Annotated in this window: 27 protein-coding genes; 7 read left to right on the top strand and 20 right to left on the bottom strand. The window is 63.1% G+C overall.

Annotation, left to right across the window (positions count from 1 at the left end):
* Window positions 1–68: 68 nt before the first annotated feature.
* The 7 genes from phoB to phoR all read right to left on the bottom strand — a co-directional run bounded on the left by phoB (window position 69) and on the right by phoR (window position 7716).
* On the bottom strand, window positions 69–752 hold the full coding sequence (phoB, locus tag E8Q41_RS10280) for a phosphate regulon transcriptional regulator PhoB (protein ID WP_137155448.1): 684 nt from the start codon (window positions 750–752) through the stop codon (window positions 69–71).
* A gap of 65 nt (window positions 753–817) precedes the next feature.
* Complete coding sequence (phoU, locus tag E8Q41_RS10275; protein WP_137155447.1) at window positions 818–1531, bottom strand: phosphate signaling complex protein PhoU; 714 nt, start codon at window positions 1529–1531, stop codon at window positions 818–820.
* 39 nt (window positions 1532–1570) lie between these two features.
* Window positions 1571–2389 (bottom strand): phosphate ABC transporter ATP-binding protein PstB, encoded by an 819-nt coding sequence (gene pstB / locus E8Q41_RS10270; protein ID WP_137155446.1) that lies wholly within the window; start codon window positions 2387–2389, stop codon window positions 1571–1573.
* A 12-nt stretch (window positions 2390–2401) separates the two neighbouring features.
* The gene (pstA, locus tag E8Q41_RS10265) at window positions 2402–3724 is read right to left on the bottom strand and encodes a phosphate ABC transporter permease PstA (RefSeq protein WP_137155445.1); all 1323 of its coding nucleotides are present in this window, start codon (window positions 3722–3724) and stop codon (window positions 2402–2404) included.
* The gene (gene pstC / locus E8Q41_RS10260) at window positions 3721–5205 is read right to left on the bottom strand and encodes a phosphate ABC transporter permease subunit PstC (protein ID WP_137155444.1); all 1485 of its coding nucleotides are present in this window, start codon (window positions 5203–5205) and stop codon (window positions 3721–3723) included. Before pstC ends, pstA begins: the two co-directional genes overlap by 4 nt.
* Before the next feature lie 86 nt (window positions 5206–5291).
* Complete coding sequence (locus tag E8Q41_RS10255; protein WP_137155443.1) at window positions 5292–6326, bottom strand: substrate-binding domain-containing protein; 1035 nt, start codon at window positions 6324–6326, stop codon at window positions 5292–5294.
* Window positions 6327–6519: 193 nt separating this feature from the next.
* Entirely contained in the window at window positions 6520–7716 is a 1197-nt protein-coding gene (phoR, locus tag E8Q41_RS10250; protein WP_170976442.1) for a phosphate regulon sensor histidine kinase PhoR, read from the bottom strand.
* A gap of 260 nt (window positions 7717–7976) precedes the next feature.
* Here phoR and ppk2 point away from each other — a divergent pair, with 260 nt between their 5' ends.
* A complete protein-coding gene (ppk2, locus tag E8Q41_RS10245) occupies window positions 7977–8855 on the top strand; it encodes a polyphosphate kinase 2 (RefSeq protein WP_137155441.1) in 879 nt (292 codons plus the stop codon).
* Between the two features lie 63 nt (window positions 8856–8918).
* Here the strand turns inward: ppk2 and E8Q41_RS10240 are convergent, their stop codons facing one another.
* The gene (locus E8Q41_RS10240) at window positions 8919–9470 is read right to left on the bottom strand and encodes a GcrA family cell cycle regulator (protein ID WP_137155440.1); all 552 of its coding nucleotides are present in this window, start codon (window positions 9468–9470) and stop codon (window positions 8919–8921) included.
* Between the two features lie 401 nt (window positions 9471–9871).
* Between E8Q41_RS10240 and E8Q41_RS10235 the strand changes: the two genes are divergently transcribed.
* The 3 genes from E8Q41_RS10235 to E8Q41_RS10225 all read left to right on the top strand — a co-directional run bounded on the left by E8Q41_RS10235 (window position 9872) and on the right by E8Q41_RS10225 (window position 13119).
* The gene (locus E8Q41_RS10235; RefSeq protein ID WP_137155439.1) at window positions 9872–11062 is read left to right on the top strand and encodes an aspartate aminotransferase family protein; all 1191 of its coding nucleotides are present in this window, start codon (window positions 9872–9874) and stop codon (window positions 11060–11062) included.
* Between the two features lie 60 nt (window positions 11063–11122).
* Entirely contained in the window at window positions 11123–12040 is a 918-nt protein-coding gene (gene argF, locus E8Q41_RS10230) for an ornithine carbamoyltransferase (RefSeq protein ID WP_137155438.1), read from the top strand.
* Between the two features lie 86 nt (window positions 12041–12126).
* A complete protein-coding gene (locus E8Q41_RS10225) occupies window positions 12127–13119 on the top strand; it encodes an Hsp33 family molecular chaperone (RefSeq protein WP_137155437.1) in 993 nt (330 codons plus the stop codon).
* Between the two features lie 52 nt (window positions 13120–13171).
* On the opposite strand, the gene apaG is transcribed toward E8Q41_RS10225, so the two are convergent.
* The 9 genes from apaG to E8Q41_RS10180 all read right to left on the bottom strand — a co-directional run bounded on the left by apaG (window position 13172) and on the right by E8Q41_RS10180 (window position 22345).
* On the bottom strand, window positions 13172–13564 hold the full coding sequence (apaG, locus tag E8Q41_RS10220; RefSeq protein ID WP_137155436.1) for a Co2+/Mg2+ efflux protein ApaG: 393 nt from the start codon (window positions 13562–13564) through the stop codon (window positions 13172–13174).
* A gap of 125 nt (window positions 13565–13689) precedes the next feature.
* The gene (locus E8Q41_RS10215; RefSeq protein WP_137155435.1) at window positions 13690–14388 is read right to left on the bottom strand and encodes an orotate phosphoribosyltransferase; all 699 of its coding nucleotides are present in this window, start codon (window positions 14386–14388) and stop codon (window positions 13690–13692) included.
* Window positions 14389–14458: 70 nt separating this feature from the next.
* Window positions 14459–15340, bottom strand: coding sequence for a LysR substrate-binding domain-containing protein (locus E8Q41_RS10210; RefSeq protein ID WP_137155434.1), 882 nt, complete (start codon window positions 15338–15340; stop codon window positions 14459–14461).
* A gap of 190 nt (window positions 15341–15530) precedes the next feature.
* Window positions 15531–15887, bottom strand: coding sequence for a DUF805 domain-containing protein (locus E8Q41_RS10205; protein ID WP_137155433.1), 357 nt, complete (start codon window positions 15885–15887; stop codon window positions 15531–15533).
* Between the two features lie 115 nt (window positions 15888–16002).
* Complete coding sequence (gene sthA, locus E8Q41_RS10200; protein ID WP_137155432.1) at window positions 16003–17424, bottom strand: Si-specific NAD(P)(+) transhydrogenase; 1422 nt, start codon at window positions 17422–17424, stop codon at window positions 16003–16005.
* Window positions 17425–17637: 213 nt separating this feature from the next.
* Entirely contained in the window at window positions 17638–18654 is a 1017-nt protein-coding gene (locus E8Q41_RS10195) for an esterase-like activity of phytase family protein (protein WP_246660152.1), read from the bottom strand.
* A gap of 34 nt (window positions 18655–18688) precedes the next feature.
* Window positions 18689–20587 (bottom strand): cobaltochelatase subunit CobT, encoded by a 1899-nt coding sequence (cobT, locus tag E8Q41_RS10190; protein WP_137155431.1) that lies wholly within the window; start codon window positions 20585–20587, stop codon window positions 18689–18691.
* 10 nt (window positions 20588–20597) lie between these two features.
* A complete protein-coding gene (cobS, locus tag E8Q41_RS10185) occupies window positions 20598–21587 on the bottom strand; it encodes a cobaltochelatase subunit CobS (RefSeq protein ID WP_137155430.1) in 990 nt (329 codons plus the stop codon).
* 143 nt (window positions 21588–21730) lie between these two features.
* On the bottom strand, window positions 21731–22345 hold the full coding sequence (locus E8Q41_RS10180; protein WP_137155429.1) for a J domain-containing protein: 615 nt from the start codon (window positions 22343–22345) through the stop codon (window positions 21731–21733).
* A 92-nt stretch (window positions 22346–22437) separates the two neighbouring features.
* Here E8Q41_RS10180 and E8Q41_RS10175 point away from each other — a divergent pair, with 92 nt between their 5' ends.
* The 3 genes from E8Q41_RS10175 (at window position 22438) to E8Q41_RS10165 (ending at window position 23401) form a co-directional block, all read left to right on the top strand.
* Window positions 22438–22701 carry a BolA family protein gene (locus E8Q41_RS10175; RefSeq protein ID WP_137155428.1) on the top strand — a complete coding sequence of 88 codons (264 nt, stop codon included), beginning with the start codon at window positions 22438–22440 and terminating at the stop codon, window positions 22699–22701.
* Between the two features lie 62 nt (window positions 22702–22763).
* Complete coding sequence (locus tag E8Q41_RS10170) at window positions 22764–23000, top strand: type II toxin-antitoxin system VapB family antitoxin (RefSeq protein ID WP_137155427.1); 237 nt, start codon at window positions 22764–22766, stop codon at window positions 22998–23000.
* 5 nt (window positions 23001–23005) lie between these two features.
* Window positions 23006–23401, top strand: a complete 396-nt coding sequence (locus E8Q41_RS10165) for a type II toxin-antitoxin system VapC family toxin (RefSeq protein WP_137155426.1) — start codon at window positions 23006–23008, stop codon at window positions 23399–23401.
* Here the strand turns inward: E8Q41_RS10165 and pyrC are convergent, their stop codons facing one another.
* The 3 genes from pyrC to E8Q41_RS10150 all read right to left on the bottom strand — a co-directional run bounded on the left by pyrC (window position 23402) and on the right by E8Q41_RS10150 (window position 26454).
* Window positions 23402–24442, bottom strand: coding sequence for a dihydroorotase (gene pyrC, locus E8Q41_RS10160; RefSeq protein WP_137155425.1), 1041 nt, complete (start codon window positions 24440–24442; stop codon window positions 23402–23404).
* A 147-nt stretch (window positions 24443–24589) separates the two neighbouring features.
* Complete coding sequence (locus tag E8Q41_RS10155) at window positions 24590–25372, bottom strand: ATP-binding cassette domain-containing protein (RefSeq protein WP_137155424.1); 783 nt, start codon at window positions 25370–25372, stop codon at window positions 24590–24592.
* On the bottom strand, window positions 25372–26454 hold the full coding sequence (locus E8Q41_RS10150; protein ID WP_137155423.1) for an ABC transporter permease: 1083 nt from the start codon (window positions 26452–26454) through the stop codon (window positions 25372–25374). The genes E8Q41_RS10155 and E8Q41_RS10150 overlap by 1 nt, the downstream gene beginning before the upstream one ends.
* Window positions 26455–26603: the final 149 nt, after the last annotated feature.

Here is a 26603-nt window from a genome sequence, read left to right as displayed (position 1 = left end):
GTTGAAACGCTCAAACGAAAAGCGCCGGTTTTCGCCGGCGCTTCGACAGATCTTCGAGCCAGAATGGATCAGGCTTCCATCGCATAGCCCGCGCCGCGCACGGTGCGGATGACATCGGGCATATTGGTGAGGTTCAGCGCCTTGCGCAGGCGGCCGACATGCACGTCGACAGTCCGCTCGTCGACATAGATGTCGTGCCCCCAGACGCCGTCGAGCAGTTGCGAGCGCGAAAACACCCGGCCCGGCGACGACATGAAGAATTCGAGCAGCTTGAACTCGGTCGGCCCGAGCCGGACTTCGCGCGAACGACGATGCACGCGATAGGTCTCGCGATCGAGTTCGACATCGCCGCATTTGAGCACCGAGGAGATGGCGTTCGGCCTGACACGGCGCAGCATGGCCTTGACGCGGGCCATCAGTTCCGGCGTGGAGAAGGGCTTGACGACATAGTCGTCGGCGCCGGTGGACAGGCCGCGCACGCGTTCGCTTTCCTCGCCGCGCGCCGTCAGCATGATCACCGGCAGGCGCTCGGTTTCGGGTCGCATGCGCAGGCGCCGGCACAATTCGATGCCGGAGACGCCCGGCAGCATCCAATCGAGCAGAAGAAGATCGGGAACGCGCTCCTGAAGGCGGATATCGGCTTCGTCGCCGCGGGCGATCACTTCGACGTCGTAACCTTCGGCTTCGAGATTGTAGCTGAGCAGGGTGCCGAGCGCTTCTTCGTCTTCGACCACCATGATACGGGGCTGCATGAGTTCTTACTCCATTCGCAGTCGAGCGACGCCCGGCGCGAGCCGGGCGCGCAGGTCTCGGGTCATCAGGCGGGCTGTTGCACGACGGTGGCGGTGTTGTCGTCCTTGGGACGTTCGCCCACCGGCTGCGCGCCCGTGGTCATGTAGTAGATGGACTCGGCGATATTGGTGGCGTGATCGCCGATGCGCTCGATGTTCTTGGCGCAGAACAGGAGATGCGTGCAGGGCGTGATGTTGCGCGGATCTTCCATCATATAGGTCAGCATCTCGCGGAAGAGCGAGGTATACATTGCGTCGATCTCTTCGTCGCGCAGACGGATGGCTTCGGCCTTTTCGGCCGAACGCGTCGCATAGACGTCGAGCACGTCCTGGAGCTGGGTCAGCGCCAGTTCGGAGAGATGCTCGATGCCGCGGGCGAGCGGACGGGGAATGCCGGTGCTCTGGACCGCGATGACGCGCTTGGCGGTGGATTTGCCGAGGTCGCCGACGCGCTCGAGATCGGAGGCGATGCGCAGCGATCCGATGATCTCGCGCAGGTCGGCGGCGACCGGCTGACGCTTGGCGATCATCAGCACGGACTGTTCGCCGATCTCACGCTCGGCGTCGTCCATCACCACGTCCTGGGAGATGACGCGCTGGGCCAGCGCCGCATCGGCGTTGACGAGCGCGCGAACCGCGTCGGACACCATCTGTTCGGCCATGCCGCCCATTTCCGCGATGCGGCGGGCGAGATATTTCAGCTCTTCGTCGAAGACGGAGTAGATATGGGATGCGCCCATGAATGTATCCTCCAGCCGGCGGAGCCGGCGTCACAATGATTAGCCGAAGCGGCCCATGATATAATCCTGGGTGCGCTGGTCATCCGGATTGGTGAAGATCTTGTCCGTGTCGTTCTCCTCGACCAGATAGCCGAGATGGAACATGGCGGTGCGCTGCGACACGCGGGCGGCCTGCTGCATCGAGTGGGTCACGATGACGATCGTGAAGTTCTCGCGCAATTCGTGGATCAGTTCCTCGACCTTGGCGGTGGCGATCGGGTCGAGCGCCGAGCAGGGCTCGTCCATCAGAATGACTTCCGGGCTGACGGCCACGGCGCGGGCGATGCAGAGGCGCTGCTGCTGGCCGCCGGACAGGCCGGTGCCGGCTTCGAGCAGACGGTCCTTGACTTCGTTCCACAGACCGGCGCGCTGCAGGCTCTGCTCGACGATCGCGTCGAGCTGCTGCTTGGTGCGGGCAAGGCCATGGATGCGCGGACCGTAGGCGACGTTCTCGTAGATCGACTTCGGGAAGGGATTGGGCTTCTGGAACACCATGCCGACGCGGGCGCGCAGTTCGACGACGTCGAGATGAGCCGCGTACACGTCCTGACCGTCGAGCGTGATCTTGCCGGTGACGCGGCAGCCGTCGATCGTGTCGTTCATGCGGTTGAGCGAACGCAGGAAGGTGGACTTGCCGCAACCCGACGGACCGATCAGAGCGGTGACCGTGTTCTTGCGGATGTTGAGATTGACGTCGAACAGGGCGCGCTTCTCGCCGTAATAGACGGAAACATCCTTGCCGATCATCTTCAGTTCGGGCGTATCGCTCATCGGTTTTACCAGGGCTTTTTCAACTTCGATATCGGTCAGCATATTCATTGTCTCGGCTCCTCACCAGCGGCGTTCAAAGCGCCGACGCAACAGAATTGCGCCCAGATTCATCAGGATCAGGAAGATCAGCAGAATGATGATCGCCCCAGAGGTGCGCTCCACGAAGGCGCGCTCGGCTTCATTGGCCCACATATAGATCTGCACGGGCAGAGCGGTTGCGGGATCGAAGGGGGTCGCGGGGAAGTCCACCACGAAAGCCACCATGCCGATCAGAAGCAGCGGCGCGGTTTCGCCGAGCGCATTGGCCAAACCGATGATGGTGCCGGTCAGGATGCCCGGCATGGCGAGCGGCAGCACGTGGTGGAACACGCACTGCATCTTGGAAGCGCCGAGGCCGAGCGCTGCGGCGCGGATCGACGGCGGCACCGCCTTCAGCGCGGCGCGCGTGGCAATGATGATGGTCGGCAGGGTCATCAGCGCCAGCACGAGACCGCCGACGATCGAGGCCGAACGCGGCATGCCGAACATGTTGATGAAGATGGCGAGGCCGAGCAGACCATAGACGATCGAGGGAACGGCGGCGAGGTTGTTGATGTTGACCTCGATCAGGTCGGTCCAGCGGTTCTTCGGCGCGAATTCCTCGAGATAGATCGAGGCGGCGACGCCGATCGGCAGCGCCAGCGCCAGCACGATCACCATGGTGAAGATCGAGCCGATGATCGCCACGCCGAGACCCGCCGCCTCGGGACGCGAGGACGCGCCGGAGGTGAAGAAGTCGGGGTTGAACTTCAGCTGCATGGCGCCCTCGGCCTTCAGCTTGTCCATGATGGCGATCTGGCTGTCCTTCACCTTGCGGTCGGCTTCCGGCACCGTCAGGTCGATCTGCCCCTTATAGGCGGAGTCGATGTCGGCGGCGGCGAGGAAGGTGACGGGCACGGTCTGGCCGATGACCTGCGGGTTGGCGGCAACGACATTGCGCAGCTGCACGCGGACGCTGTCGGAGACGATATCCTTGATCGCCGCCATGGCCTTGCGGTCCTTGGTGTCGACGCCGGCGAGCTTGGCGACCGCATTGCGGGCCAGCACCGGGTAATTCGCCGTCACCAGCACCTGCGGATTGGTCGCCCGCTCGTTGCTGGGGTCGATGACCTGTTCGGAGAATTCGACCGGGACGGTGATCATGGTCTGGAAGAAGGAGGTGTAGCCCTTCGAGACGATGCTGACCAGCAGCATGACCAGGAAGAACAGGCCGAGCGTGATGGCGATCACGCCATAGGCGCGGAAGCGGGATTCGGCGGCGCGGCGCTTCTTGATGCCGATGTCGCGCGGGCCGGAGGTGACGGCGGCGCTCACGCCGCCCTGTGTCAGGATCGCGTCGGTCATTCGTACTGCTCCCGGTATTTGCGCACGATGTAGAGCGCGTAGACATTGAGCGCCAGCGTCAGCACGAACAGCGTGATGCCGAGCGCGAAGGCCACCAGCGTCTGCGGCGAGGTGAATTCAAGGTCGCCCGTCAGCTGGTTGACGATCTTGACGGTGATGGTGGTCATCGGCTGGAAGGGCGAGAACTGCAGGTTGGCGGCGACGCCGGCGGCCAGCACCACGATCATGGTTTCGCCGATGGCGCGCGAGGCGGTCAGCAGCAACGCGCCGACGATGCCCGGCAGCGCAGCCGGCAGAATAACCTTCTTCATCGTCTCGGACCGCGTTGCGCCGAGGCCGAGCGAGCCGTCGCGCATGGCGCGGGGCACGGCGGTGATGATGTCGTCAGACAGCGAGGAGACGAAGGGGATGAGACGGATGCTCATCACGAAGCCGGCGGTCAGAACGCTCTGCGCCTCGATGAATGGCACGCCATTGCCGGTCAGCGCGCCCCAGAGCGCCGCGGAGAAATCGCGCAGACCTGGACCGACCGAGACCAGGGCGAAGAAGCCGTAGACGATGGTCGGGATGCCGGCGAGAATTTCGAGCAGCGGCTTGACGGTGGAGCGCACCCGGTTGGAGGCGTATTCCGACATGTAGATCGCGGCGAAGAGACCGATCGGCACGGCGATCAGCATGGCCACCAGGGCAATGTAGAGCGTGCCGAGCAGCAGCGGGATCAGGCCGAACTGACCAGCCGAATTCGCGTCGCCGGCAGCCGAGAAGCGCGGATCCCAGACGGTGCCGAAGAAGAAGTCCATCGGCGGCACGACAGTGAAGAAGTGGATGGTTTCGGTGATCAGCGAACCGATGATGCCGAATGTCGTGAGGATGGCGATCGTCGACGACAGGATCAGCGCGCCGAGCATCACCATTTCAACCTGATTGCGCGCCCGGAAGGCGAGCGACACGCGCGACACCGAATAGGCGCCGCCGGCGAGAGACGCGAGAACGGCGAGAATGCCGACAATCGTCGCTGCCCGGCCCGCGGATGCGGCATAAACATAGGCGGCGTCGATCATATAGGGCTGCGGAGCCTGGGCGAGCGGAACGCCCTTCGCGCCGAGGATCTGCTTGGCGCTGTCGATATTTTCGCGGATCTGGGCGCCTTCCTCGGGCGTCAGACGCGACAGACCGCCGGCGATGCCCGTGATCATGTGATAGACGACGTTCTGTTCGGGAACGGTCATGGACTGAACGTCGGACGGAAGCGCTGCATAGGTCGAGCGCTCGACGATGTTGCCGCCGATCACGACGCCGGCTGCGTAAATCAACAGTGCTGGCAAAATAGCGAAAATCGCAGCATGGGCGCCAAAATAGCCCGGCCGCGAGTGCAATTTGGATTCATCACCCGCCGCGACGGTCAGCGCCCGGGACCTGCCCAGAAAATACGCGGCTGCACCGATGAGCAGAATGATCAGGAGAGTTAAGGCGCTACCCATTGTCATTCCTAACCGAGTTCAGGGCCTCATGCCCCCAGGACTACAGGCGGAACGACCGGCGGCTTTCGCCGCCGGTCGAAAGGCGATTACATGTTCTTCCATTCCTTGACGACGGCGCGAACAGCTTCGCGCTCGGCGTCCGGAGCCGGGATCAGGCCGTATTCGGCGAGCGGCGAGTCCGGGCCGATCATCTGGTCGGAGGTGAAGAATTCGACATATTCCTTGAGGCCAGGAACGGAGTCGAGGTGCGCCTTCTTCACATAGAAGAACAGCGGACGCGACACCGGATATTCGCCCTTGGCGACGGTTTCGACGGTCGGCTGAATGCCGTTGACGGTCGAGACCTTCAGCTTGTCGGCGTTGTTTTCGTAGAAGGACAGGCCGAACACGCCGACGGCGGTCTTGTTGGCGTCGATGCGAGCCAGCGTTTCGGTGTAGTCGCCGTCGATATCGACAGCCTTGCCGTCCTTGCGGATCGCGACGCAGGCCTTTTCAGCAGCCTTTTCATCGGCGCCGGCCTTTTCGATCAGTTCCATCGCGCCGGTTTCCTTGCAGCCGGCGAGCAGGAGCTTCTGCTCGAACACTTCGCGGGTGCCATGCTTTTCGCCGGGGATGAAGGCCTGGATGTCGACGTCGGAGAAAGAGGCGTTGACCTGCTTCCACTTGGCGTTCGGGTTCTTGACCATCTTGCCATCGACCGGAATTTCAGCGGCGAGGGCGAGGTAGACGTCCTTGGGGGTCAGGGCCATGTCGGCGGCCGACTTGTCGGTCGCAAACACGATGCCGTCATAACCGATCTTCACTTCGGTGATGTCCTTGACGCCGTTCGCGGCGCAGGTTTCGATTTCGGACTTCTTGATCGCGCGCGAAGAGTTGGCGATGTCGATGGTCTCCGGGCCGGCGCCCTTGCAGAATTCCTTCAGGCCAGCGGAGGAGCCGCCGGACTCGACGACCGGAGCCTTGAAGTTCGGATAGGTTTCGGCGAAGTTTTCGGCAACGATCTTCGCATAGGGAAGAACGGTCGAAGAGCCGGCGACGTGGATCTGGTCGGCGGCGAAAGAAGCGCCTGCGAAAGCGACGGAGGCGACCAGCGCCGCCATGGTGGTGTGTGCGAGTTTCATAGTGGTTCTCCCGTTCGGGCTTGATGGATCGCGCCTGGCGCGGCGCCCTCGGCCTTTTCCTGTCCGGCCGGCACCTCATTAGACCCCGGACACCACCGCTTTTATGTCAATTCAGTGAAAGATTTGTGACAGCCTAATTTATTGGAATTTCAATATTTTTTCTGTGTTCGCCGTGGGTGTTCCGGCTTTTGTGTCAGAAACGGACGGTGAATGTGCTGCCCTTGCCCAATTCCGACTTGATCACCAGCCGGGCGCGGTGCCGGGTGAGGATATGTTTGACGATCGCCAGGCCGAGGCCGGTGCCCTTTTTCGAGCGGCTGCTCTCGACATTGGCGCGGTAGAAGCGCTCGGTCAGACGCGGCACATGTTCTTCTGCGATGCCGGGTCCATAGTCGACGACGCTCACCTGAACCGCCTGGCCTTTGGCGGGCGGCTCGAGCGTGACATCGACCACCTTGCCTTCCTGACCATATTTACAGGCGTTCTCGATCAGGTTTTCGAAGACCTGGGTGAGTTCGTCACGATCGCCCATCACCAGCACCGGCTCCTCCGGCAGCTTCAGCCGAATATCGACCCCGAGATCGCCGGCCAGCGGCGACAAGGCGTCCGTCACCGAGCCGAGCAGGGGTACGAGATCCACTTCGTCGCCGGGCGCGAGCCGCGCCTTGAGCTCCAGCCGCGACAGCGACATGAGGTCGTCGACGAGGCGGCTCATGCGGGTGACCTGCTCCAGCATGATATTCAGAAAGCGCTCCTGCGCCTTGGCGTCGTTCCTGGCGGGACCGAGCAGCGTCTCGATGAAGCCGCGCAGGGAGGCGAGCGGCGTGCGCAGTTCATGCGAGGCGTTGGCGACGAAATCCGAGCGCATGCGGTCGATGCGGCGCGCCTCCGAAATATCGCGGAAAATCAGCACATAGAAGGCGCCGGCGCCGTCGGTCGCCTCGGCCCGGACCATGCGGACGAGATAGACGCTTTCGGACGGCACGGTCCCGGCGAATTCCACCTGCCCGTTACGGCCGCTGGCGAGCGCATCGCGGATCATGTCGGCCACCACCGGCATCCGCACCTTCACCGAAATATGCTGGCCCTGATCGATCGGACCGAAAATGTGGCGTGCGGACGGGTTTTGATAGAGGACGTTGGCTTTGAGATCGAGAACATAGACCGGGCTGTCAAAACCAGCAAAGGCGGCCTTGACCTCACGCAGCGGATCGGTGTCGATCAGCGTCTCGACCGCAGGGGGCGGGGCGACGACCGGCGCGCGCGCCGCCAGGCTCGGCAGCACGGCGAGGGTCATCACGGCGACCGCGATCCAGGAATTCGTTCCCGCCGCAATGAGCGCCGCCACGCCGGCGGCAGCCATCAACAGACTGAAAAAGTGGCGCGCCATCCATTCCTTCACCGCTTTTCCCATCTGTTTTCCCATGCCGAAATCTCGTCTTCCCCAGGTCTTGCGGTTCTTTTCGCTGGCGGACGACATACATCGTGCATGTCTGACCGCCGCGAGCGTCTCACAGAATCGCCACCTGGCTTAGAGCCGGTCTCCCTTCCTAACGCTGGATTGTGACAGGTTTTTTCATGGCGAACTTGAAATCGCAAGGCGCATGTGTCCAGTCTCACATTTCAGACAGTTTGCATGGAGGAAGCCGCATGGCCGAAGACGAAGTTCACAAGCCCGTTCCCCTCGATATCGGCGGGGAACGGCGCGTGTTCGACATCGAGAACCCAGAATTGCCCGACTGGATCGAAGCCGGAGCGCTGGGGTCGGGCGGATATCCCTACAAGAAGAAGCTCGACGAGGTCGAATACGCCAAGACGCTCGAAGAACTGCAGGAGGAACTGGTCAAGGTGCAGTTCTGGCAGCAGGACACCGGCGCCCGGGTGATCTGCCTGTTCGAAGGCCGTGACGCCGCCGGCAAGGGCGGGGCGATCCAGGCGATCATGTCCTATATGAATCCGCGCAACGCCCGCGTCGTGGCGCTGACCAAGCCGACCGAGACGGAAAAGGGGCAGTGGTATTTCCAGCGCTACATCTCGACCTTCCCAACCCGGGGCGAATTCGTCAATTTCGACCGCTCCTGGTACAACCGCGCGGGCGTCGAACCGGTCATGGGCTTCTGCGCGCCCGAAGACTACGAGCATTTTCTGGAAAGCGCGCCGCGGCTGGAAAAGCTGATCACCGGCGACGGCATCCATTTCTTCAAATTCTACATCGATATCGGCCGGGAGATGCAGCTCAAGCGCTTCCATGACCGCCGTCACAGCAAGCTGAAATGCTGGAAACTGTCGCCGATGGACATCGCGGCGCTGACGAAATGGGACGATTACACCGAAAAGCGCGACCGCATGCTCAAGGAAACCCACACCGACCATGCGCCCTGGACCGTGGTGCGCGGCAATGACAAGCGCCGCGCACGGCTCAACATCATCCGCTCCGTGCTCGGCGCGCTCGACTACAAGGGCAAGGACAAGAAGGCGATCGGCGAGATCGACGACAAGATCCTCGGCGGCCCGAAGATCCTGAAATAACCTGCCCCGAAACGACAAAAGCGGCCCAGGGGCCGCTTTTGATCATCTCCATACATTCGCCGGTCAGCGCACGCGGCGGCGCTCGGCGGACGGCTGATAGGCCAGCCGCTGATGGAAGGTGCAATAGGGCGAGGTGTCGGGGGAGTCGTTGCCGCAGAAGCAGAAATCTTCCTTGAGCGGATCGCCCAGCGGCCACTTGCAGGTGCGCTCGGTGAGACGGATGAGCGGCACGCGCCGGAAGATCGGCACGACCACATTGTTGTCCGACGAGGTCTCGACGACCTCCATCGCATCCATTTCCACTTCTTCCTTCAGCATGGTCGCGCCCGCCGGGCGCGCCACGGTGCGGGTGACCGGACGCTGTTGCGCGAAAGAAGTCTGCGCCGGACGGGCCGCGGTCGGCTGCGCCACGGCCGGACGCTTGGGGGCCCGGGACGGTGCTGCGCCGCCCGACTTGGCGCGGCCGGGAAGATTGAGGCGATGAACCTTGCCGATGACCGCATTGCGGCTGACGCCGCCCAGCTGGGCGGCGATCTGGCTGGCGCTCAAGCCTTCGGACCAAAGCTTTTTCAGCCTTTCGACGCGTTCGTCAGTCCAGTTTACGCTGTTATCCATTGGGATGTTCCTTCTGCGGAATCCCTCACCGAGGCCCGGCGTCGCCGAAGCTCGAAACGCTCTACATTTCCGGTGACTAGTTCCGCCGCATGCAGGTCTAGTAATCTGTTTGTAAGGTAGTGACCCCGTGACTCCGTGACAAGGCCGCGGCGATTCCGGGGGAATCGTTTTTCGAGTTATCCCCAAGATTGATTTGTCAATCAGATTCGCGCTGGCCCGTTTCGAGACGCACGTAACGTCAGTTCGAGGCGTTCCGATGGTCGCCAATTAAGGGTTTTTGTTGACGGAACCACGGGAAATGTGCAATTTGCCCGCGCCGCCCGATAGGGCGGCATTTTTCGTTTTCGCTTGTGGAAAACACAAGCGCCGCCTGCCTGAAACATGACGGAAGGATGACAGCCATGGCCGCTACCTCGCCCCTTTACGAGACATACGCCCGCGCGCCCCTCCGTTTCGAGCGAGGCGAAGGCGTCTGGCTGATCACCGAAGGCGGCGAGCGTTATCTCGATTTCGCCGCAGGCGTCGCGGTCAATGTGCTCGGCCACAGCCATCCGCATCTCGTCGAGGCGCTGAAGGCGCAGGCCGAGAAATTGTGGCACACGTCCAATCTCTACCAGGCCCCCGGTCAGGAAAAGCTCGGCGAGCGCCTGATCGCGAACACCTTCGCCGACAAGGTGTTCTTCACCAATTCCGGTGCGGAAGCGCTGGAATGCGCGATCAAGACGGCCCGTCGCTATCATTATTCCAAGGGCCAGCCCGACCGCTACCACATCATCACATTCGAAGGCGCCTTCCACGGCCGCACCATCGCGACCATCGCCGCCGGCGGCCAGCAGAAATATATCGACGGCTTCGGCCCCAAGGCTCCGGGTTTCGACCAGGTTCCCTTCGAGGATCTCGACGCCGTCAAGGCGGCGATCACCGACGCCACGGCCGGCATTCTGCTCGAGCCGGTGCAGGGCGAAGGCGGCCTGCGCACCTTCTCGCCGGAATTCCTCAAGGAGATCCGCGCGCTGTGCGACGAACATGGCCTGCTGCTGATCTTCGACGAAGTGCAATGCGGGGTCGGCCGCACCGGCACGCTGTTCGCCTATATGCAGATGGGGGTGACGCCTGACATCATGGCGGTCGCCAAGGGCATCGGCGGCGGCTTTCCGATGGGCGCGTGCCTGGCGACGGCGGACGCGGCGTCCGGAATGGTGGCCGGCACGCATGGTTCGACCTATGGCGGCAATCCACTCGCCATGGCGGTCGGCAACGCCGTGCTCGACGTCGTGCTGTTGGACGGCTTCCTGCAGAATGTGAAGGGTCTCGGCCTGCAGTTCCGCCAGGGGCTGGAAGGCCTGAAGGACCGTTTCCCCGACGTGATCGAGGAAATCCGCGGTCGGGGCCTGATGATCGGGATCAAGGCCAAGGTTCCCGCTGCCGACCTCCTGCAGGCGCTGCGGTCCGAACATGTGCTGACGGTGATGGCGGGCGACAATGTCGTGCGCGTGCTGCCGCCTCTGATCACCACGGCTGACGAAGCCCGCGAGGGCCTGGCGCGGCTCGAAAAAGCTGCGGAAAAACTGCGCGCGGAAAAGCTGCGATGAGGCTTGGTCGCCTCTTCCTTTCCCGCTAGTCTTTCTTTTTCGCAGTCCAAGGACCTCATGATGACTTCCCACCGGCATTTTCTCGATCTTTCCGCCGTTTCCGCAGACGACCTCCGGCACATCCTCGACGACGCCAAGGCCCGCAAGGCCTCCACCCGCGACGGCACGGCCGGCAAGCCGTTGGCCGGCAAGATGCTGGCGATGATCTTCGAAAAGCCCTCGACCCGCACCCGCGTATCCTTCGATGTCGGCATGCGCCAGCTCGGCGGCGAGACGCTGTTCCTGTCGGGCACGGAAATGCAGCTCGGCCGTGCTGAGACGATCGGCGACACCGCCAAGGTTCTGTCGCGTTATGTCGACGCCATCATGATCCGCACCACCGATCACAACCGACTGCTCGAACTCGCCGAACATGCGACCGTGCCTGTCATCAACGGCCTGACCGACTCCACGCATCCCTGCCAGATCATGGCCGACATCCTGACCTTCGAGGAGCATCGCGGCCCCGTGAAGGGCAAGACGCTGGCCTGGACCGGCGACGGCAACAATGTGCTGCATTCGCTCGTCGAGGGCTCGGCCCGCTTCGGCTACCGCATGAACATGGCCGTGCCGCTCGGCTCCGAGCCCGACGACAAATATCTCAACTGGGCGCGCAACAATGGCGGCGAGATCATGCTCTGCCATGACGCCGAACGCGCCGTGGACGGCGTCGACTGCGTGATCACCGACACCTGGGTGTCGATGAACCAGGAGCACAAGGCGCGCGGCCACAATGTGTTCATGCCGTTCCAGGTCAATCCGGAACTGATGAAGAAGGCCGATCCCAAGGCGCTGTTCATGCATTGCCTGCCCGCCCATCGCGGCGAGGAAGTGACCGACGAGGTGATCGACGGGCCGCAATCGGTGGTGTTCGATGAAGCCGAGAACCGTCTGCATGCGCAGAAATCGGTGCTCGCCTGGTGCCTCGGCGCCATCTGAACACTCTTGAAACGGTTCGGTGATCGCTTATTTACCTCCCTTCAAACGAAGGGCATGACATCGCATGCCGCAAGATCGAGACCATCATGACAGTGGACATTTCCAATCCCGGGGGCGCCGCCCCCTTCGCCGGCGATGACCGGGTCGTGCCGTTTCAGGTGGAAGGGCTCGATGTGCGCGGCCGCGCCGTCACGCTCGGCCCGCTGACCGACGCCATCCTGTCGCGCCATAACTACCCCGCTCCGGTGGCGCGGCTGCTGTCCGAGACCATCGCGCTCACCGTGCTGTTGGGCACCTCGCTGAAATTCGAGGGCAAGCTGATCGTGCAGACCCAGACGGACGGGCCGGTCAACTTCCTGGTCGCGGATTTCACCGCGCCGGAAGCCGTGCGCGCTTACGCCCGCTTCGACGAGGACGCGCTCGACGCCGCCGTGAAGGCCGGAGAGACCGAGCCGCATCAATTGCTGGGCAAGGGTGTTCTCGCCTTCACCATCGATCAGGGCGCGCATACGCAGCGCTATCAGGGCATCGTGGCGCTCGACGGCGAGACGCTGGAAGAGGCGGCCGCAGCCTATTTCCGCCAGTCCGAGCAGATCCCGACCAAGGTGAAGCTCGCCTCGGCGGAGCTGTTCGACCGCGACGCCGACGGCAAGCCGCGCCACAGCTACCGGGCCGGCGGCCTCGTCGTGCAGTTCCTGCCGCAAGCGCCCGAGCGCATGCGCCAGAGAGACCTGCATGGCGGCGACGGCGACAATGGCCATGACTTCGAGGAAGACGACACCTGGGCGGAAGCCCAGACCCTGGCCGCAACCGCCGGTCCGGAAGAGTTGACAGACCCCGATGTCGGCGTCGAACGGCTGCTGTTCCGGCTGTTCCATGAGCGCGGCGTGCGCGTCTATGACGCCCAACCGGTCTATGACCGCTGCAGCTGCTCCGAAGACAAGATCCGCAGCGTGCTCACGGGCTTTTCGGCCGAAGAGATCGCCTCGACCATCGAAGACGGCGAAATCCGGGTGACCTGCGAATTCTGCGCGACGCAGTATCGCTTCAAGCCGGAAGAGTTCATCGTCGCCAACTGATCACCAACGCGCGCTTTGGGACCCGAGGCGCGCGTTTTTCCTGGCCTGAGGCTCAGTTGAGCGTCCGCTGCAGGCCCGGCGCATCCAGCGAAAAGGCGGGGATCGCCACATCGAACATTTCGCCTGTGTCGGCCAGCATCTGGTAGTGGCCGAACATCATGCCCGAGGGCGTGTCGAGCGGGCAGCCGGAATTGTATTCATAGGTGTCGCCAGGTCCGAGAACCGGTTGTTCGCCGACCACGCCGGGGCCGGTGACCTCGTCGATCTGGCCATTCTCGTCGGTGATGTGCCAGTAGCGGTTCATCAGCTTGACGGTTGCGACGGAATTGTTGGCGATGACGATCCTGTAGCCCCAGACATAGCGGCTGTCGGCCGGATCCGATTGCTCGGCCAGATAATAAGGCTCGACAGTGACTTCAATGCCCCTGGTCGTCGCTTGATACATGCCGGTCATCCGAGATACGCAATTTTCATGGTATAAATTTCCTAACGTCTTTATCGGGCAAAGGTCAATATTCGGCGTAGCCTTCGAGGCCGCGCCGATTACACATTGAGAGAAATGCGGCAAATTCAGGCGGTTGGCAATTCGGAAACGCCGCCATGGGCCGCAGACCAGGACAAAGGATCATTCAGGAAGGTTTCGACGGAGGCGAATGTCTCTTTATCGAACAGGTCCTGCTCGCGCGCCGCCGCGAGCACGTCCCGCCAAGTGGCGATATGGTGCAGCTTGACGCCGCCATTGGCGAAGCGCGCCTCGGCTTCCCGGAAGATGCCGTAGAAGAACAGCGCCATGCCGTGATCGACCACGCCGCCCGCCTTGCGCACCGCTTCGATGAAGGTGAACATCGAGCCGCCGGCGGTGGTCAGGTCCTCGATCACCAGCACGCGCGCGCCGGGCTTCATCTCGCCTTCGATCTGCGAAGTGCGGCCATGGCCCTTGGGCTGCTTGCGGACGTAGATCATCGGCAGCGACAGCCGGTCGGCGAGAAGGGCCGCGAAGGGAATGCCGGCCGTCTCGCCGCCCGCGATGCAGTCGAAGGCCTCGAAGCCGGCTTCGGCGGTGATGGTGGCGGCGGCGAAATCCATGATCGCCGAGCGGATGCGCGGATAGGACAGAAGCTTGCGGCAGTCGATATAGACGGGGCTGCGCATGCCCGAAGCGAGCTTGTAGGGGTCGTCCGCCCGGAAATGCACCGCCTTGATTTCCCAGAGCATCCGCGCCATCAGGCGAGCATTCGTGGATTTGTCGTTGAAGGCGTTGGAAAACATTGGCGGGCTCCTGCTGGGGTGGACTGACCGCGCTTAGCAGGAAGCTCGGCGGGATGGAAGCCGAAGCGGTTCAAACTTCATCGAAGGCCGCTTCGATCCAGTCGGCGAAGGCGCGGGCGGCGGGCGACAGAGCGGCGAACGAGCGCGCGACGATGAAATAGGCGCCGCAATCGCATTCCCTATTGAAAGGCGCCACCAGCGCGCCCGAGACCAGTTCTCCGTCGATCATCCGTGGATCGAACAGAGCCGCGCCATGGCCGCGCAACGCCGCCTGAAGCGCCATGCCGCCATCGGCGAACACCGTGCCCTTTTCCGCCGGCGGCTCGACGCCGACGATGCGAAACCAATCGCTCCATCCGCTCCGGCTTTCTTCGTGCAGGAGTGGATGGAGGGCGAGGTCGGCTGCGGAAGCGATGTGATGTCGGTCGATGAAGTCCTTCGTCATGACCGGCCGGCTGCGTGTCTGCATAAGTCTGTTTGATTCCACCCTCGCCCACCTTGTCTCACCGCGACTATGGCGGACCGCAAGATCGAGGCCGCCGCCGCGAAATTCTGCGAGGCGCGGATCAGCGTCGATCTCGACATCGATCTCGGGATGGAGATGCCTGAACTCCTGGATATGCGGCGCGAGCCAAAGCGCGGCGAAGGTCGGCTCGGCGCTGACTTTCACCGAACCCGCCAGCTGTTGGCCCGCATCGGCGAGCGCCGCATCGATCCTGTCGAAGCTCAGCGTCACATCGGCGAGCAACGCCCTACCCTTCTCCGTCAGTTCGACGCCGCGATGAATGCGGGTGAAGAGCGGCTGGCCGATCAGGCTTTCGAGCTCGCGGATCTGCCGGCTGATCGCCGCCTGCGAGACATAGAGCTCTTCGGCGGCCCTGGAGAACCCGCCGAGCCGGCCGGCGGATTCGAAGGCGCGCAAAGCGGTCAAAGGCAGGCGGGCGCGCTTCATGGCTCTCATAACCTCAGGTTATCTGAAGGCCCGACTATAGTCGTTTGAGCCCGCGCGGCAACCGGCGGATAACACTGGCGAAAGGAGATACGCCATGTTGACCGCCATTCACGATGTGCTGATGGAGACGATCCGTCTGTTGACCTTCACCGCTCGCCCGCCGCTGTCGCGCCCGATCGCGGAGCCGGCGTCAGACTACGGGTTCCGGCCCAAAGCGGTTTTCCCCCGCAGTGCCCGGCGTCGCCAGGAAATAGATGAGGATCGCCCAGCCGATCAACGGCACGAGGCTGATCAGCAGCCACCAGCCGGACATGTCGCGGTCATGCAGGCGACGCACGCCGACAGCGATGCCGGGGATCAGGGTCGCAAGACCAAATATGCCGCCGAGAAGCCCCATGCCGATGACTTCCTGGTCGATGAAACCCAGCACGAGCGAAGCGATGAAGACGAACAGCACATACCACCAATATTCCGAGCGCCGCGCGCGGCCGGAAAACGTGGCGTAATTGGTGGTCAGAACTGATTTGACTGCATCCTGAAATGTCATGGCGTCCCCCTGTGGTGCCGATTGCCTGTCGATGGAGTAAACGGATCGGCATCCGGCATTATTCATATCTCGCGCGTCGAAACGCGCAAGATTAGCGGGACATATAACGGCGCGATTACTGCGCCGCTTCGACGATTTGCTCGTGCAATTCGCCCATCCGGTTCCAGGCGTCGAGGCCAGAAATCTTGTAGGCTTCGGCGAGGGTCGGATAGTTGAAGGTGTTCTCGACGAAGTAATCCACCGTGCCCTTCAGGTTCAGCACCGCCTGGCCGATATGGATGAGCTCGGTCGCGCCTTCGCCGACGATATGGACGCCGAGCAGACGGCGCGTCTTCAGCGAGAAGATCATCTTCAGCATGCCGTTGTCGAGGCCCATGATATGGCCGCGCGAGGTCTCGCGGAAACGGGCGATGCCGCATTCATAGGGAATGTGGCGCGCCTTGACCTCTTCTTCGGTCAGGCCGCAGGTCGAGATTTCCGGCACGGCATAGATTCCGTAGGGGAAGAATTGCGGCGGATCCGACGCCGGCGCCCCGACGGCATGCCGGGCGGCGATACGACCCTGCTCCATCGAGGTGGAGGCGAGGCTCGGGAAGCCGACAATGTCGCCGGCGGCGTAGATGTTCGGCACGTCGGTCTGGAAGGTTTCCGGATTGACCTTGATGCGTCCGCGCGAATCCGGCTTCAGGCCGACGGCTTCCAGATTGAGTTGGGCGGTGGCGCCGGAGCGGCCGGCGGCGTAGAGCACCATGTCGGCATGCAGCGAGCGGCCGCTCGCCAGCGTCACCTTGCATTTGCCGTTCGGCTCACGCTCGACCTTTTCGGCCGTTTCGCCGAACAGCAGCTTCATGTTGCGGTCGCGGAGCTGGTAGGAGAAGTCCTCGACGATTTCCTTGTCGATGAAATCCAGCATGCTGGCGCGCGGCTCGATCACCGTCACCACCGTATCGAGCGTGCTGTAGATCGTCGCATATTCGATGCCGATGACGCCTGCGCCGATGACGATCATCGACCGCGGAATCTCCTGAATTTCCAGCAACTCGTCGCTGTCGATGATCTTTTCGCCGTCGAAGGGAATGTTCTCGGGACGATAGGGCCGCGTGCCGATGGCGAGCAGGATCGAGGTCGCCGTCACCCGCAGCACTTCGCCGTCGTTCTTCTCGATCGACAGCGTGTTGCGATCGACGAATTCGGCGCGGCCGCGCAGGTGATGGACGCGATTGCGGGCGAACTGATGCTCCAGCACCTCGACTTCATGGTCGAGCGTGATGAGCAGGCGGCGCCGCAGATCCTCGGCGCTGATCTCCTGCTTGACGCGATAGGAGCGGCCGTAGAAGCCGCGTTCGCGCCAGCCGGTGAGGTTGAGCGCGGTCTCGCGCAGGGTCTTGGAGGGGATGGTGCCGGTGTGGACGGAGACGCCGCCGACGCGGGTGCCCTTTTCGACGACCAACACCTTCTTGCCGAGTTTCGCCGCCTGGATCGCGGCCCGGCGTCCCGCCGGTCCGCTGCCGATCACGATCAGGTCATAATTCATCATCTTGCCGCCCCGATTTTCGAATCTTGCTGCGCTGCGAGAGCGCAGGCCGTTGTGCAAGCTTAGCAACGCAATGTTACTGAATGATAGACGCGCGCCTGAGCGCGGCGCCGAATGCGGCAGGCGGCCGAAGCGCCTGCACTGTCCATCTTAGACCTTTTCCCGCAGTGCGGCATCCATAATTTCGCAAATGCAAAGAAATGGCGTCGCCGCGCCTTACGGCATCAGCTTGAATTCCAGCATCAGATTGCGTTCGAGCAGGTTGTGATTATCGTCGGAGATGACGATCAGCCGCGTCGAACCATCGTCGGCCTTGTAGGCGTCGATGCCTTCCATATTGTCGATCTGGGCGGGAAACACGCCTTCCATCACGACATCGCCTTTCACCAGCGCGCCGGGCTTGATGTCGTCGAGCTTGAAGCGGCGGATGCGCATGCCGATGCCCGACTGCAGACCGAACTTCCGTTCGAGCAGCAGGAAGCTGCCATCGTCCAGCACGACGCCGTCGGTGACGTCATAGGGCGCCGCCCGTTCGATCGAGAAATTGCCCTTCAAAGAACCCGATTGCACGCCGGCGATGAAATTGCCCATGCGGTCGTAGCTGCGCTCCGCGACGTAGAACAGTGCGCCTTGGAGCGCGCTGTCATCCGGCGCCTTCAGCAAGGTTTCCATGCCGCCATTGTTTCTCAGCCGGCCGGCGGTGAGCACAGGGCGCTCGGTCGACACCGGCTTGGCCGTCTCGAAACCGGGCCGCGGATAGGCGTCGATGCGGTGATCGCCCTCATAGCTGACATAGACATGGCTCTCATCGAGCGCCATGCCTTCGGCGTCCATATGCTGCTTGTCGCCGGGCCGGCCATTGCGGCCGAGCATGTCGTAGATGCGGTAATCGGAAACACCCGAGAGCGCGCCCTTGCCGTCGCGATCGATCGCGCCGGTGGCCCAATGGCCGGTGTCCATCACCGAGATGAAGCGCTTGCCGCCATCGATGAGGCGGATGGAGGAGACGGCCCCCATTTCGCCCTTGGGCGTTGCAAGCGACAATCCGCCCATGAACTCCAGTCGGCCGAACAGTTTGCCCGCGCCGGGTCGGAATTCCGAGATCGCCATGGCCTTGACCGGCAAGAGCTGGCCGGTCTCCGCAGGTCGTCCGCCGAAGGCCATGGGAAAGCCGAGCCCGGCGATGACGAAGGGCAGGTAAGCCAGAAGCGAGAGCAGTTTTTTCGACGCCAAGGCGGCTTCCTATCCGTAAGGGTTCAGGGCCGGCTTACCGGCCCTTACGCTTTGCGCCGCGCGCCTGTTCCGCCTCGTCGGCGAACAATGCCGCCAATTGCTCGGTCATCGCGCCCGCCAGTTCGTCCGCATCGATGATCGTCACCGCCTTGCGATAATAGCGGGTGACGTCGTGACCGATGCCGATGGCCAGAAGCTCGACCGGCGACTTGGTTTCGATCTCCTCGATCACCGCGCGCAGGTGCCGCTCCAGATAGTTGCCGGGATTGACCGACAGGGTGGAATCGTCGACCGGCGCGCCGTCGGAGATCATCATCATGATCTTGCGCTGTTCGGGCCGGCCGAGCAGGCGGTTATGCGCCCAGATCAGCGCCTCGCCGTCGATGTTTTCCTTGAGCAGGCCTTCGCGCATCATCAGGCCGAGATTGCGCTTGGCGCGGCGCCAGGGGGCGTCCGCCGACTTATAGACGATATGGCGGAGATCGTTGAGGCGGCCCGGCTGCGGCGGCTTGCCGCTCGCCAGCCACTTCTCGCGGCTCTGGCCGCCCTTCCAGGCCTTGGTGGTGAAGCCGAGGATCTCGACTTTCACGCCGCAGCGCTCCAGCGTGCGAGCGAGAATATCGGCGCAGGTGGCGGCGACCGTGATCGGGCGACCGCGCATCGAGCCGGAATTGTCGATCACCAGGCTGACCACGGTGTCGCGGAATTTTGTGTCGCGCTCCATCTTGAAGGACAGCGGCTGCATGGGGTCGATCACCATGCGCACCAGCCGGGCGCTGTCGAGATAGCCCTCCTCGAGATCGAAATCCCAGGAGCGGTTCTGCTGCGCCATCAGCCGGCGCTGCAGCTTGTTGGCGAGACGGCCGACCGCGCCCTGGAGATGGGCGAGCTGCTTGTCGAGAAACGCCCGGAGACGATCGAGCTCGGCTTCGTCGCACAGCTCATCGGCGGAGATTTCCTCGTCGAATTCCTGGGTGAAAACGGTGTAGTCGACCTTCTCGTTGAGATCCGACAGCGGATTGTTGGGCCGCTTGACCTCGCCGGGGGTCTCGGAATCCTCATCGGACTCCTCCATGAGGTCGTCTTCGGAGATCTCGGCGCCGTCGGTCTCGCCCTGTTCGAGCTGTTCGTCGGCGGCTTCGTTCTCCTCGGCGGGAGCCTCTTCGGTTCCTGCCTCTTCCTCGTTTTCTTCCTCGTTCTGCTCCTGGCTGCGCGGCTGCTCTTCCTCGGACGTGGACTCATCCTCGTCGGGCTCGGCCGTTTCGTTGGAGATATCCTCGGCGAGCTGCATCGAGGCCAGCATCGACCTGACGACCCGGGCAAATCCCTCCTGGTCGTCGATGACGTTCTTCAGCGAGCCGACCTCGCGCTCGGCGGTCTCATTGAAGAAGTCGCGCCAGAGATCGAGAACGGGGCCGGCGCTTTCCGGCGGCCTCTCGCCGGTCAGGGCTTCGCGCACATAGAGCGACATCGCCTCTTCGATCGGCGCGTCCTGGCGCTGGGAGACGCCGCGGAAATTGGCGCGGGCGTATTTGTCCGACAGCATGGAGGAGAGATTGGCGGCCATGCCGGCCATGCGGCTCGCGCCGAGCGCTTCGACGCGGGCCTGCTCGACCGCGTCGTAGATGGCGCGGGCGTCCTGCCCCTGCGGCGCAAACTGCGTGTGCAGCTTCTCGTCATGGCAGGCCTTGCGCAGCGCCATGGAATCGCCGAGCCCGCGCACGATTGCGAGTTCCTGCGCGGTCGGACGCTTGGAAAGCTCCGGCAGCCGCATGCGGTCGCCGGCGAAGCCCGGGCGGTCATTGGCGAAGGCCACCTCGACTTCAGCCGATTCCGCCACCGAGCGGATGCAGCCCGTCAGCGCCCGGCGGAAGGGTTCGAGATCGACGGCCGCGCCCGGCCTCGCCTTGGAATTGTCGCCCGGTCCAGCCATCGGATCGACCTCAGGCGCTCAGGACCAGATTGGCCGCGCTTTCCTTGAGCTCGACGCCGAAGACGCGCTGATACTGTTCAGCCACCAGCGCGCGCTCGAGATCGTCGCATTTGTTGAGGAAGGTCACGCGGAAGGCGAAGGCGACGTCGCCGAAGATCGCGGCGTTTTCGGCCCAGCTGATCACGGTGCGCGGGCTCATGACCGTCGAGAGATCGCCATTGATGAAGGCGGCGCGGGTGAGTTCGGCGACGCGCACCATCTTGGCGATCGTGTCGCGGCCCTTGCCGGCTTCCAGCTGCCTCACCTTGGCGGTGACGATGTTCACTTCATGCTCGAAGGGCAGATAGTTGAGCGTGGTGACGATCGACCAGCGGTCCATCTGCGCCTGGTTGATCTGCTGCGTGCCGTGATAGAGGCCGGTCGTGTCGCCGAGACCGACGGTGTTGGCCGTCGCGAACAGGCGGAAGGCCGGGTGGGGACGGATGACGCGGCTCTGGTCGAGCAGCGTCAGGCGGCCCGACGATTCCAGCACGCGCTGGATCACGAACATCACGTCCGGACGGCCGGCGTCATATTCGTCGAACACCAGCGCGACATTGTGCTGATAGGCCCAGGGCAGGATGCCGTCCTTGAATTCGGTGATCTGCTTGCCGTCCTTCAGCACGATCGCGTCCTTGCCGACGAGATCGATGCGGCTGACATGGCTGTCGAGGTTGACGCGGATGCAGGGCCAGTTGAGGCGGGCGGCGACCTGTTCGATATGGGTCGACTTGCCGGTGCCGTGATAACCCGAGACCATCACGCGGCGGTTATGGGCGAAGCCCGCCAGGATCGCCAGCGTCGTGTCGCGGTCGAAAAGGTAATCCGGATCGAGGTCCGGCACATGGGCGTCGGTTTCGCTATAGGCCGGCACGCGAATATCGGAATCGATGCCGAAAACGTCCCGCACGGAAACGGTGGTGTCGGGAAGCTTCACAATATCTACGTCAATCTTGCTCATCATCTCTCCAACGCGGCCGTCGGGGAGTTCGGCCGCAAAATTCCTCGGGCATTGTCCTAGGCCGAGGCGACGAATTAATCAATGCTCGCGGACGCCTGAAAAAGCGCCGCGACGCGGGTCGTTATACGTGTTCGCTGACTGGGTCAGGAGCAGAAGCCCGCCTGTTTGAGCAACTGATAAGCCTGAACGACAGAACGGAAGCGCTCTTCCGAGCCGCGATCGCCTCCATTTGCGTCAGGATGGTGTTTCTTCACCAATTCCTTGTAGCGCGACTTGATGTCGCTCGAGGTGGCGTTGCTGGCGAGCCCGAGCGTCTCAAAGGCTTTGCCTTCGAGCGGCTTCAGCTTGCGTTCGCGCGGCTCGGGCTTGGTCTGGCGCCAGGCGGCGAAGCCGAACGGATCGCGCATGCGGGCGGCGCTGGCGCGCGCATCGTTCATGGTCGGCGCCCATTTGGCGTTCTTGTTGACGCCGATGGTCCAGGTCGGGCGGTTTCCGGTCACCGCCTCCTTCTGATAGCGGGCGACCTCGGTGTCGGACAGGCCGGAGAAGTAATTGTAGCCCTTGTTGTATTCCTTGACGTGCTCGAAGCAGAACATGAAATACTTGCCCTCGGCGTTGCGGCCCACGGGGGCGCGATGGACGCCGGGCGCGTCGCATCCGTCCCATTGGCAGGTCGGCTTGTCGGGTTTTTCCTCGACCCGCGCACCCTTGGAGCGCTTGGACCGGATCGAGTCGAAGTATTTTGAGTCGAGTTTCATCCGCTCATTATGGGTCTTCGGCCCATCCGCTTTCAAGAATTGACAAATCGGAAAGTTCTTGGCTTTGTGAGAGTATTTTTCGCGAGTTGGCCATGACCCTCCAAAACAAGATCGAAGCGGCGCTCAAAGCCGAATTCTCGCCCTCTCGGCTGGAGGTCGTCAATGAGAGCCGCATGCATGCCGGCCACAACCCGGAAGCCGCCGCCACGGGCCAGACCCATTTCCGCATCCGCATCACCGCCGAGACGCTTTCCGGCATGAGCCGGGTCAACCAGCACCGCGCCATCAACGCCGCGCTCGCCTTCGGATTCGACGAGGGACTGCACGCGCTGGCGATCGAGGTGGGCAAGGGTTAGTCGAGACGATTGGATCAAGCCCATCGCCTGTGCTATTCTCCGGTCTGAACCGGAGGCGGGTAATGGCACTTGATGGCGCCGATATAGAAATCGATGCTCTAGCCGAAGCGCTGGCGGAACGCCGCCAGCAGTCGAAGGAAGAGGTTGTCCGCCAGGCACTCCGCAATGAATTGCGGCGCGAAGGCGACGACGCGTTGGTTGATATTGTCGTCGCTCTCTGCCGGCGCGCACGCGCCACGGGCAATCCCGACGAGGGGTTTCCGGTCGACAAGTCCTTCAGAGACAGCCTCTATGAGTGACGACGATGTTCATAGACGCCTCCGCGCTCTGCGCCATGCTGACGGATGAAGCTGAAGCCGCCGCTTTCGCACTGAAGATGAAGGACGCGCCACAGCGTGCGACTTCGCCGCTCGCTGTTTGGGAAGCCGCTATCAATGTGGCGCGTATCCTCAAACTCAGCCATGACGACGCCTATGGCTTCGTCCAAACTCTCCTGACCGAAGCGTCGATCGCCCTGGTTCCCATCTCCGCCGATATGACCCCGACCGCCATCGCCGCCCATCGCGATTTCGGCAAGGGGCGGCATCCGGCGGCGCTGAATTTCGGGGATTGCTTCGCCTATGCGGCCGCGCGTCACTACCGGCTGCCGCTCATGTTCAAGGGCGAAGATTTCAGCCGGACGGACATCGAGCGCGCCTGATCAGGGCGTGACTTCCCAATAGATGTCGAACATCGGGTCGAACACCGTCACCGGTCCCGCCGCGGTTTCGATCTTCGAAGGGAACTCCACCTTCTCCGCGCGCTTGACCAGCGTGATGCGCTCCTCGTTCGGCGCCAGACCGTACCAGGCCGGACCATTGAGCGAGGCGAAGGCTTCGAGCTTGTCGAGGGCATTTTCCTGTTCGAACACATGCGCCAGGCAGCTCATCGTATTGATCGACGTGAAGCAGCCGGCGCAGCCGCAGGCGCATTCCTTGAGCGGATCGACATGCGGGGCGGAATCGGTGCCGAGGAAGAATTTGGCGTTGCCCGAGGTCGCCGCCTTGCGCAGCGCCTGACGGTGGCTTTCGCGCTTGGCGACCGGCAGGCAGTAATAATGCGGCCGGATGCCGCCGGCGAGGATGGCGTTGCGGTTGATGATCAGGTGATGGGTGGTGATCGAGCCGGCCAGATTGGCCTTGGAGGCGGCGATATAGTCGACGCCGTCCTGGGTCGTCACATGCTCCATCGTCACTTTCAGTTCCGGCAGGCGCGTCCGGAGGGGATCGAGCACCGTTTCGATGAACACGGCTTCACGGTCGAAAATATCGACGTCCGAGGAAGTCACCTCGCCATGCACGCAGAGCGGCAGGCCGATCTTGGCCATGCGCTCGAACACCGGCATGGCCTTGTCCATGTCGCGCACACCGGAATGGGAATTGGTGGTGGCGCCGGCCGGATAGAGCTTGGCTGCCGTCACGAGCCCCGAGCGGTGCGCCTCCTCGAGATCGTCCGGATCTGTTCCCTCAGTCAGGTAGAGGGTCATCAACGGTTCGAAATGGTGATGTTCCGGCTTTGCGGCCAGTATGCGGTCGCGATAGGCGCGCGCGTCGGCCGTCGTCACCACGGGCGGGACCAGATTGGGCATGATGATCGCGCGAGCGAAATGCCTGGATGTATAGGGCAGCACCGCGTTGAGCATATCGCCGTCGCGCAGGTGCAGATGCCAGTCGTCGGGGCGGCGCAGGGTGATCTCGGTCATCGTCAGAGGTTCCGAAAGAGAGAAGGGATGGACACGGCCATAACGCGACGCCGCAGAGCGCGCAACGCCTGAGACCGCGAGAAGTTCGGCGGACAAAAAGAAACGCCCGCTGTGGAGGCGGGCGTTCAAAAAGTCCTTGGAAGGAAATCAGGCGGCCAACGCGGCTTCCGGCGGCGCTTTCGCGCCGGTCATGAAGGCCACGGCGTCCGACATGGTGTAGTCTTTTGGATTGATCACGCAGAGGCGCTTGCCGAGGCGGTGGACATGGATGCGGTCCGCCACTTCGAAGACATGCGGCATGTTGTGCGAGATGAGCACGATCGGCAGGCCGCGCGCCTTCACATCCTGGATCAGGTCCAGCACGCGGCGCGATTCCTTGACGCCGAGCGCAGCCGTCGGTTCGTCGAGAATGATCACCTTGGAGCCGAAGGCTGCGGCGCGGGCCACGGCCACGCCCTGGCGCTGGCCGCCCGAGAGCGTTTCCACCGCCTGGTTGATGTTCTGGATGGTCAGCAGGCCGAGCTCGGAGAGCTTGTCGCGCGCCACCTTTTCCATCGCCTTGCGGTCGAGCATGCGGAACACCGAGCCGAGCGGACCCTGCTTGCGGATCTCGCGGCCGAGGAACATGTTGTCGGCGATGGACAGCGCCGGCGACAGAGCGAGGTTCTGATAGACGGTCTCGATGCCGGCCTTGCGCGCCTCGATCGGCGAGCGGAAACGAACAGGCTGGCCATCCAGACGGATCTCGCCGTCATCGGGGGTCACGGCGCCCGAAAGCGCCTTGATCAGCGAGGACTTGCCGGCGCCGTTGTCGCCGATGACCGCCAGGATTTCGCCCGGATAGAGATCGAAATCAGCGCTGTCGAGAGCGGTCACCTTGCCATAGCGCTTGATGAGGCCGCGTGCGGTGAGAATGGGTTCGCGAGACATCAGCCAGCCACCTTTCTGATCCACTGGTCGATCGCAACGGCGGTGATGATCAACACGCCGATGAGGAGATAGGTCCATTGCGGGTCGGTGCCGATCAGGCGCAGGCCCAGCGAGAAGACGCCGACGATCAGGCCGCCGAACAGCATGCCCAGGATCGAACCGCGCCCGCCGAACAGCGAGATGCCGCCGATCACCACCGCAGTGATGGATTCGATATTCGCGAACTGGCCGGCGGTCGGCGACACCGAGCCGATGCGGCCGATGAGAGCCCAGCCCGCGAAGGCGCAGATGAGACCCGACAAGGTGTAGACGGTCGTCAGCATGCGCTTGACGTTGACGCCGGCGAGTTCGGCCGCATCGGGGTCGTCGCCCACGGCGTAGAGATGGCGGCCCCAGGCGGTGCGGTTGAGCACATACCACAGCAGCCCGGTCAGCAGCACCATGGCGATGACGCCATAGGTGAACACAGCGCCGCCGATGCGGATGTTTTCGCCGAAGAACTGCAGGATCGGGGCATTCTGCTCGATATCCTGGCCGCGGATCGTCTCATTGGCCGAATAAAGGAAGTTGGAGGCGAGCACGATCTGCCACATGCCGAGCGTCACGATGAACGGCGGCAGTTTCATGCGCGAGACGAGCAGGCCGTTGATGAAGCCGCAGGCCGCGCCGACCGCGAGACCACAGATCACGGCGAAAGTCGGCGGCAAGCCGTAGCGGAAGGTGAACTGGCCCATGACCACGGAGGACAGGACCATGATCGCGCCGACCGAGAGGTCGATGCCGGCGGTGAGGATCACCAGTGTCTGAGCCGCGCCGACGATGCCGACAATGGCGACCTGCTGGAGAATGAGGGTGAGCGAGAAGGCCGAGAAAAACTTGCCGCCGAGGATCGCGCCGAAAATGGCGAGCGACAACACCAGCACGATCAGCGGCACAGCGGCCGGGCTGGAATGCAGGAAATGCTGCAGTTTCTGTAGCGGCGTCTTGTCATGCGTGTCGAAACTCGCAAGCTGCGTCGAGCTTTGCGACAGGACTTTTTCGAATTCCTGAGACGGCTGTGAGACAGCGCGAGGCTCACTCATCTTCCTTCCTCCCATTGTTCTGGTTGCGCGCGTTTTCCGGCTGCGGCCGGATGTCGTCGCGGTTTTTCACTGCGCGCCCTGAGGGCTTGCCGACCGGCGTCGTTCGCATCCGGTTCGGGAGAACCCCGCCTTGCGGCGCGGCTCCAATC

Source organism: Rhizobium sp. FKL33 (genome assembly GCF_005222915.1).
Taxonomy (GTDB): Bacteria; Pseudomonadota; Alphaproteobacteria; order Rhizobiales; family Rhizobiaceae; genus Rhizobium_E.
The sequence above is the reverse complement of the archived record's forward strand: the minus strand, read 5'-3'. Positions and strand labels throughout refer to the sequence as shown.

Bases quoted from the DNA above. Each gene is read 5' to 3' on its own strand.
- phoB (WP_137155448.1), bottom strand. From the start codon at position 752: ATGCAGCCCCGTATCATGGTGGTCGAAGACGAAGAAGCGCTCGGCACC.
- phoU (WP_137155447.1), bottom strand. From the start codon at position 1,531: ATGGGCGCATCCCATATCTACTCCGTCTTCGACGAAGAGCTGAAATAT.
- pstB (WP_137155446.1), bottom strand. From the start codon at position 2,389: ATGAATATGCTGACCGATATCGAAGTTGAAAAAGCCCTGGTAAAACCG.
- pstA (WP_137155445.1), bottom strand. From the start codon at position 3,724: ATGACCGACGCGATCCTGACACAGGGCGGCGTGAGCGCCGCCGTCACC.
- pstC (WP_137155444.1), bottom strand. From the start codon at position 5,205: ATGGGTAGCGCCTTAACTCTCCTGATCATTCTGCTCATCGGTGCAGCC.
- E8Q41_RS10255 (WP_137155443.1), bottom strand. From the start codon at position 6,326: ATGAAACTCGCACACACCACCATGGCGGCGCTGGTCGCCTCCGTCGCT.
- phoR (WP_170976442.1), bottom strand. From the start codon at position 7,716: ATGGCGCGCCACTTTTTCAGTCTGTTGATGGCTGCCGCCGGCGTGGCG.
- ppk2 (WP_137155441.1), top strand. From the start codon at position 7,977: ATGGCCGAAGACGAAGTTCACAAGCCCGTTCCCCTCGATATCGGCGGG.
- E8Q41_RS10240 (WP_137155440.1), bottom strand. From the start codon at position 9,470: ATGGATAACAGCGTAAACTGGACTGACGAACGCGTCGAAAGGCTGAAA.
- E8Q41_RS10235 (WP_137155439.1), top strand. From the start codon at position 9,872: ATGGCCGCTACCTCGCCCCTTTACGAGACATACGCCCGCGCGCCCCTC.
- argF (WP_137155438.1), top strand. From the start codon at position 11,123: ATGACTTCCCACCGGCATTTTCTCGATCTTTCCGCCGTTTCCGCAGAC.
- E8Q41_RS10225 (WP_137155437.1), top strand. From the start codon at position 12,127: ATGACAGTGGACATTTCCAATCCCGGGGGCGCCGCCCCCTTCGCCGGC.
- apaG (WP_137155436.1), bottom strand. From the start codon at position 13,564: ATGTATCAAGCGACGACCAGGGGCATTGAAGTCACTGTCGAGCCTTAT.
- E8Q41_RS10215 (WP_137155435.1), bottom strand. From the start codon at position 14,388: ATGTTTTCCAACGCCTTCAACGACAAATCCACGAATGCTCGCCTGATG.
- E8Q41_RS10210 (WP_137155434.1), bottom strand. From the start codon at position 15,340: ATGAAGCGCGCCCGCCTGCCTTTGACCGCTTTGCGCGCCTTCGAATCC.
- E8Q41_RS10205 (WP_137155433.1), bottom strand. From the start codon at position 15,887: ATGACATTTCAGGATGCAGTCAAATCAGTTCTGACCACCAATTACGCC.
- sthA (WP_137155432.1), bottom strand. From the start codon at position 17,424: ATGATGAATTATGACCTGATCGTGATCGGCAGCGGACCGGCGGGACGC.
- cobT (WP_137155431.1), bottom strand. From the start codon at position 20,587: ATGGCTGGACCGGGCGACAATTCCAAGGCGAGGCCGGGCGCGGCCGTC.
- cobS (WP_137155430.1), bottom strand. From the start codon at position 21,587: ATGAGCAAGATTGACGTAGATATTGTGAAGCTTCCCGACACCACCGTT.
- E8Q41_RS10180 (WP_137155429.1), bottom strand. From the start codon at position 22,345: ATGAAACTCGACTCAAAATACTTCGACTCGATCCGGTCCAAGCGCTCC.
- E8Q41_RS10175 (WP_137155428.1), top strand. From the start codon at position 22,438: ATGACCCTCCAAAACAAGATCGAAGCGGCGCTCAAAGCCGAATTCTCG.
- E8Q41_RS10170 (WP_137155427.1), top strand. From the start codon at position 22,764: ATGGCACTTGATGGCGCCGATATAGAAATCGATGCTCTAGCCGAAGCG.
- E8Q41_RS10165 (WP_137155426.1), top strand. From the start codon at position 23,006: ATGTTCATAGACGCCTCCGCGCTCTGCGCCATGCTGACGGATGAAGCT.
- pyrC (WP_137155425.1), bottom strand. From the start codon at position 24,442: ATGACCGAGATCACCCTGCGCCGCCCCGACGACTGGCATCTGCACCTG.
- E8Q41_RS10155 (WP_137155424.1), bottom strand. From the start codon at position 25,372: ATGTCTCGCGAACCCATTCTCACCGCACGCGGCCTCATCAAGCGCTAT.
- E8Q41_RS10150 (WP_137155423.1), bottom strand. From the start codon at position 26,454: ATGAGTGAGCCTCGCGCTGTCTCACAGCCGTCTCAGGAATTCGAAAAA.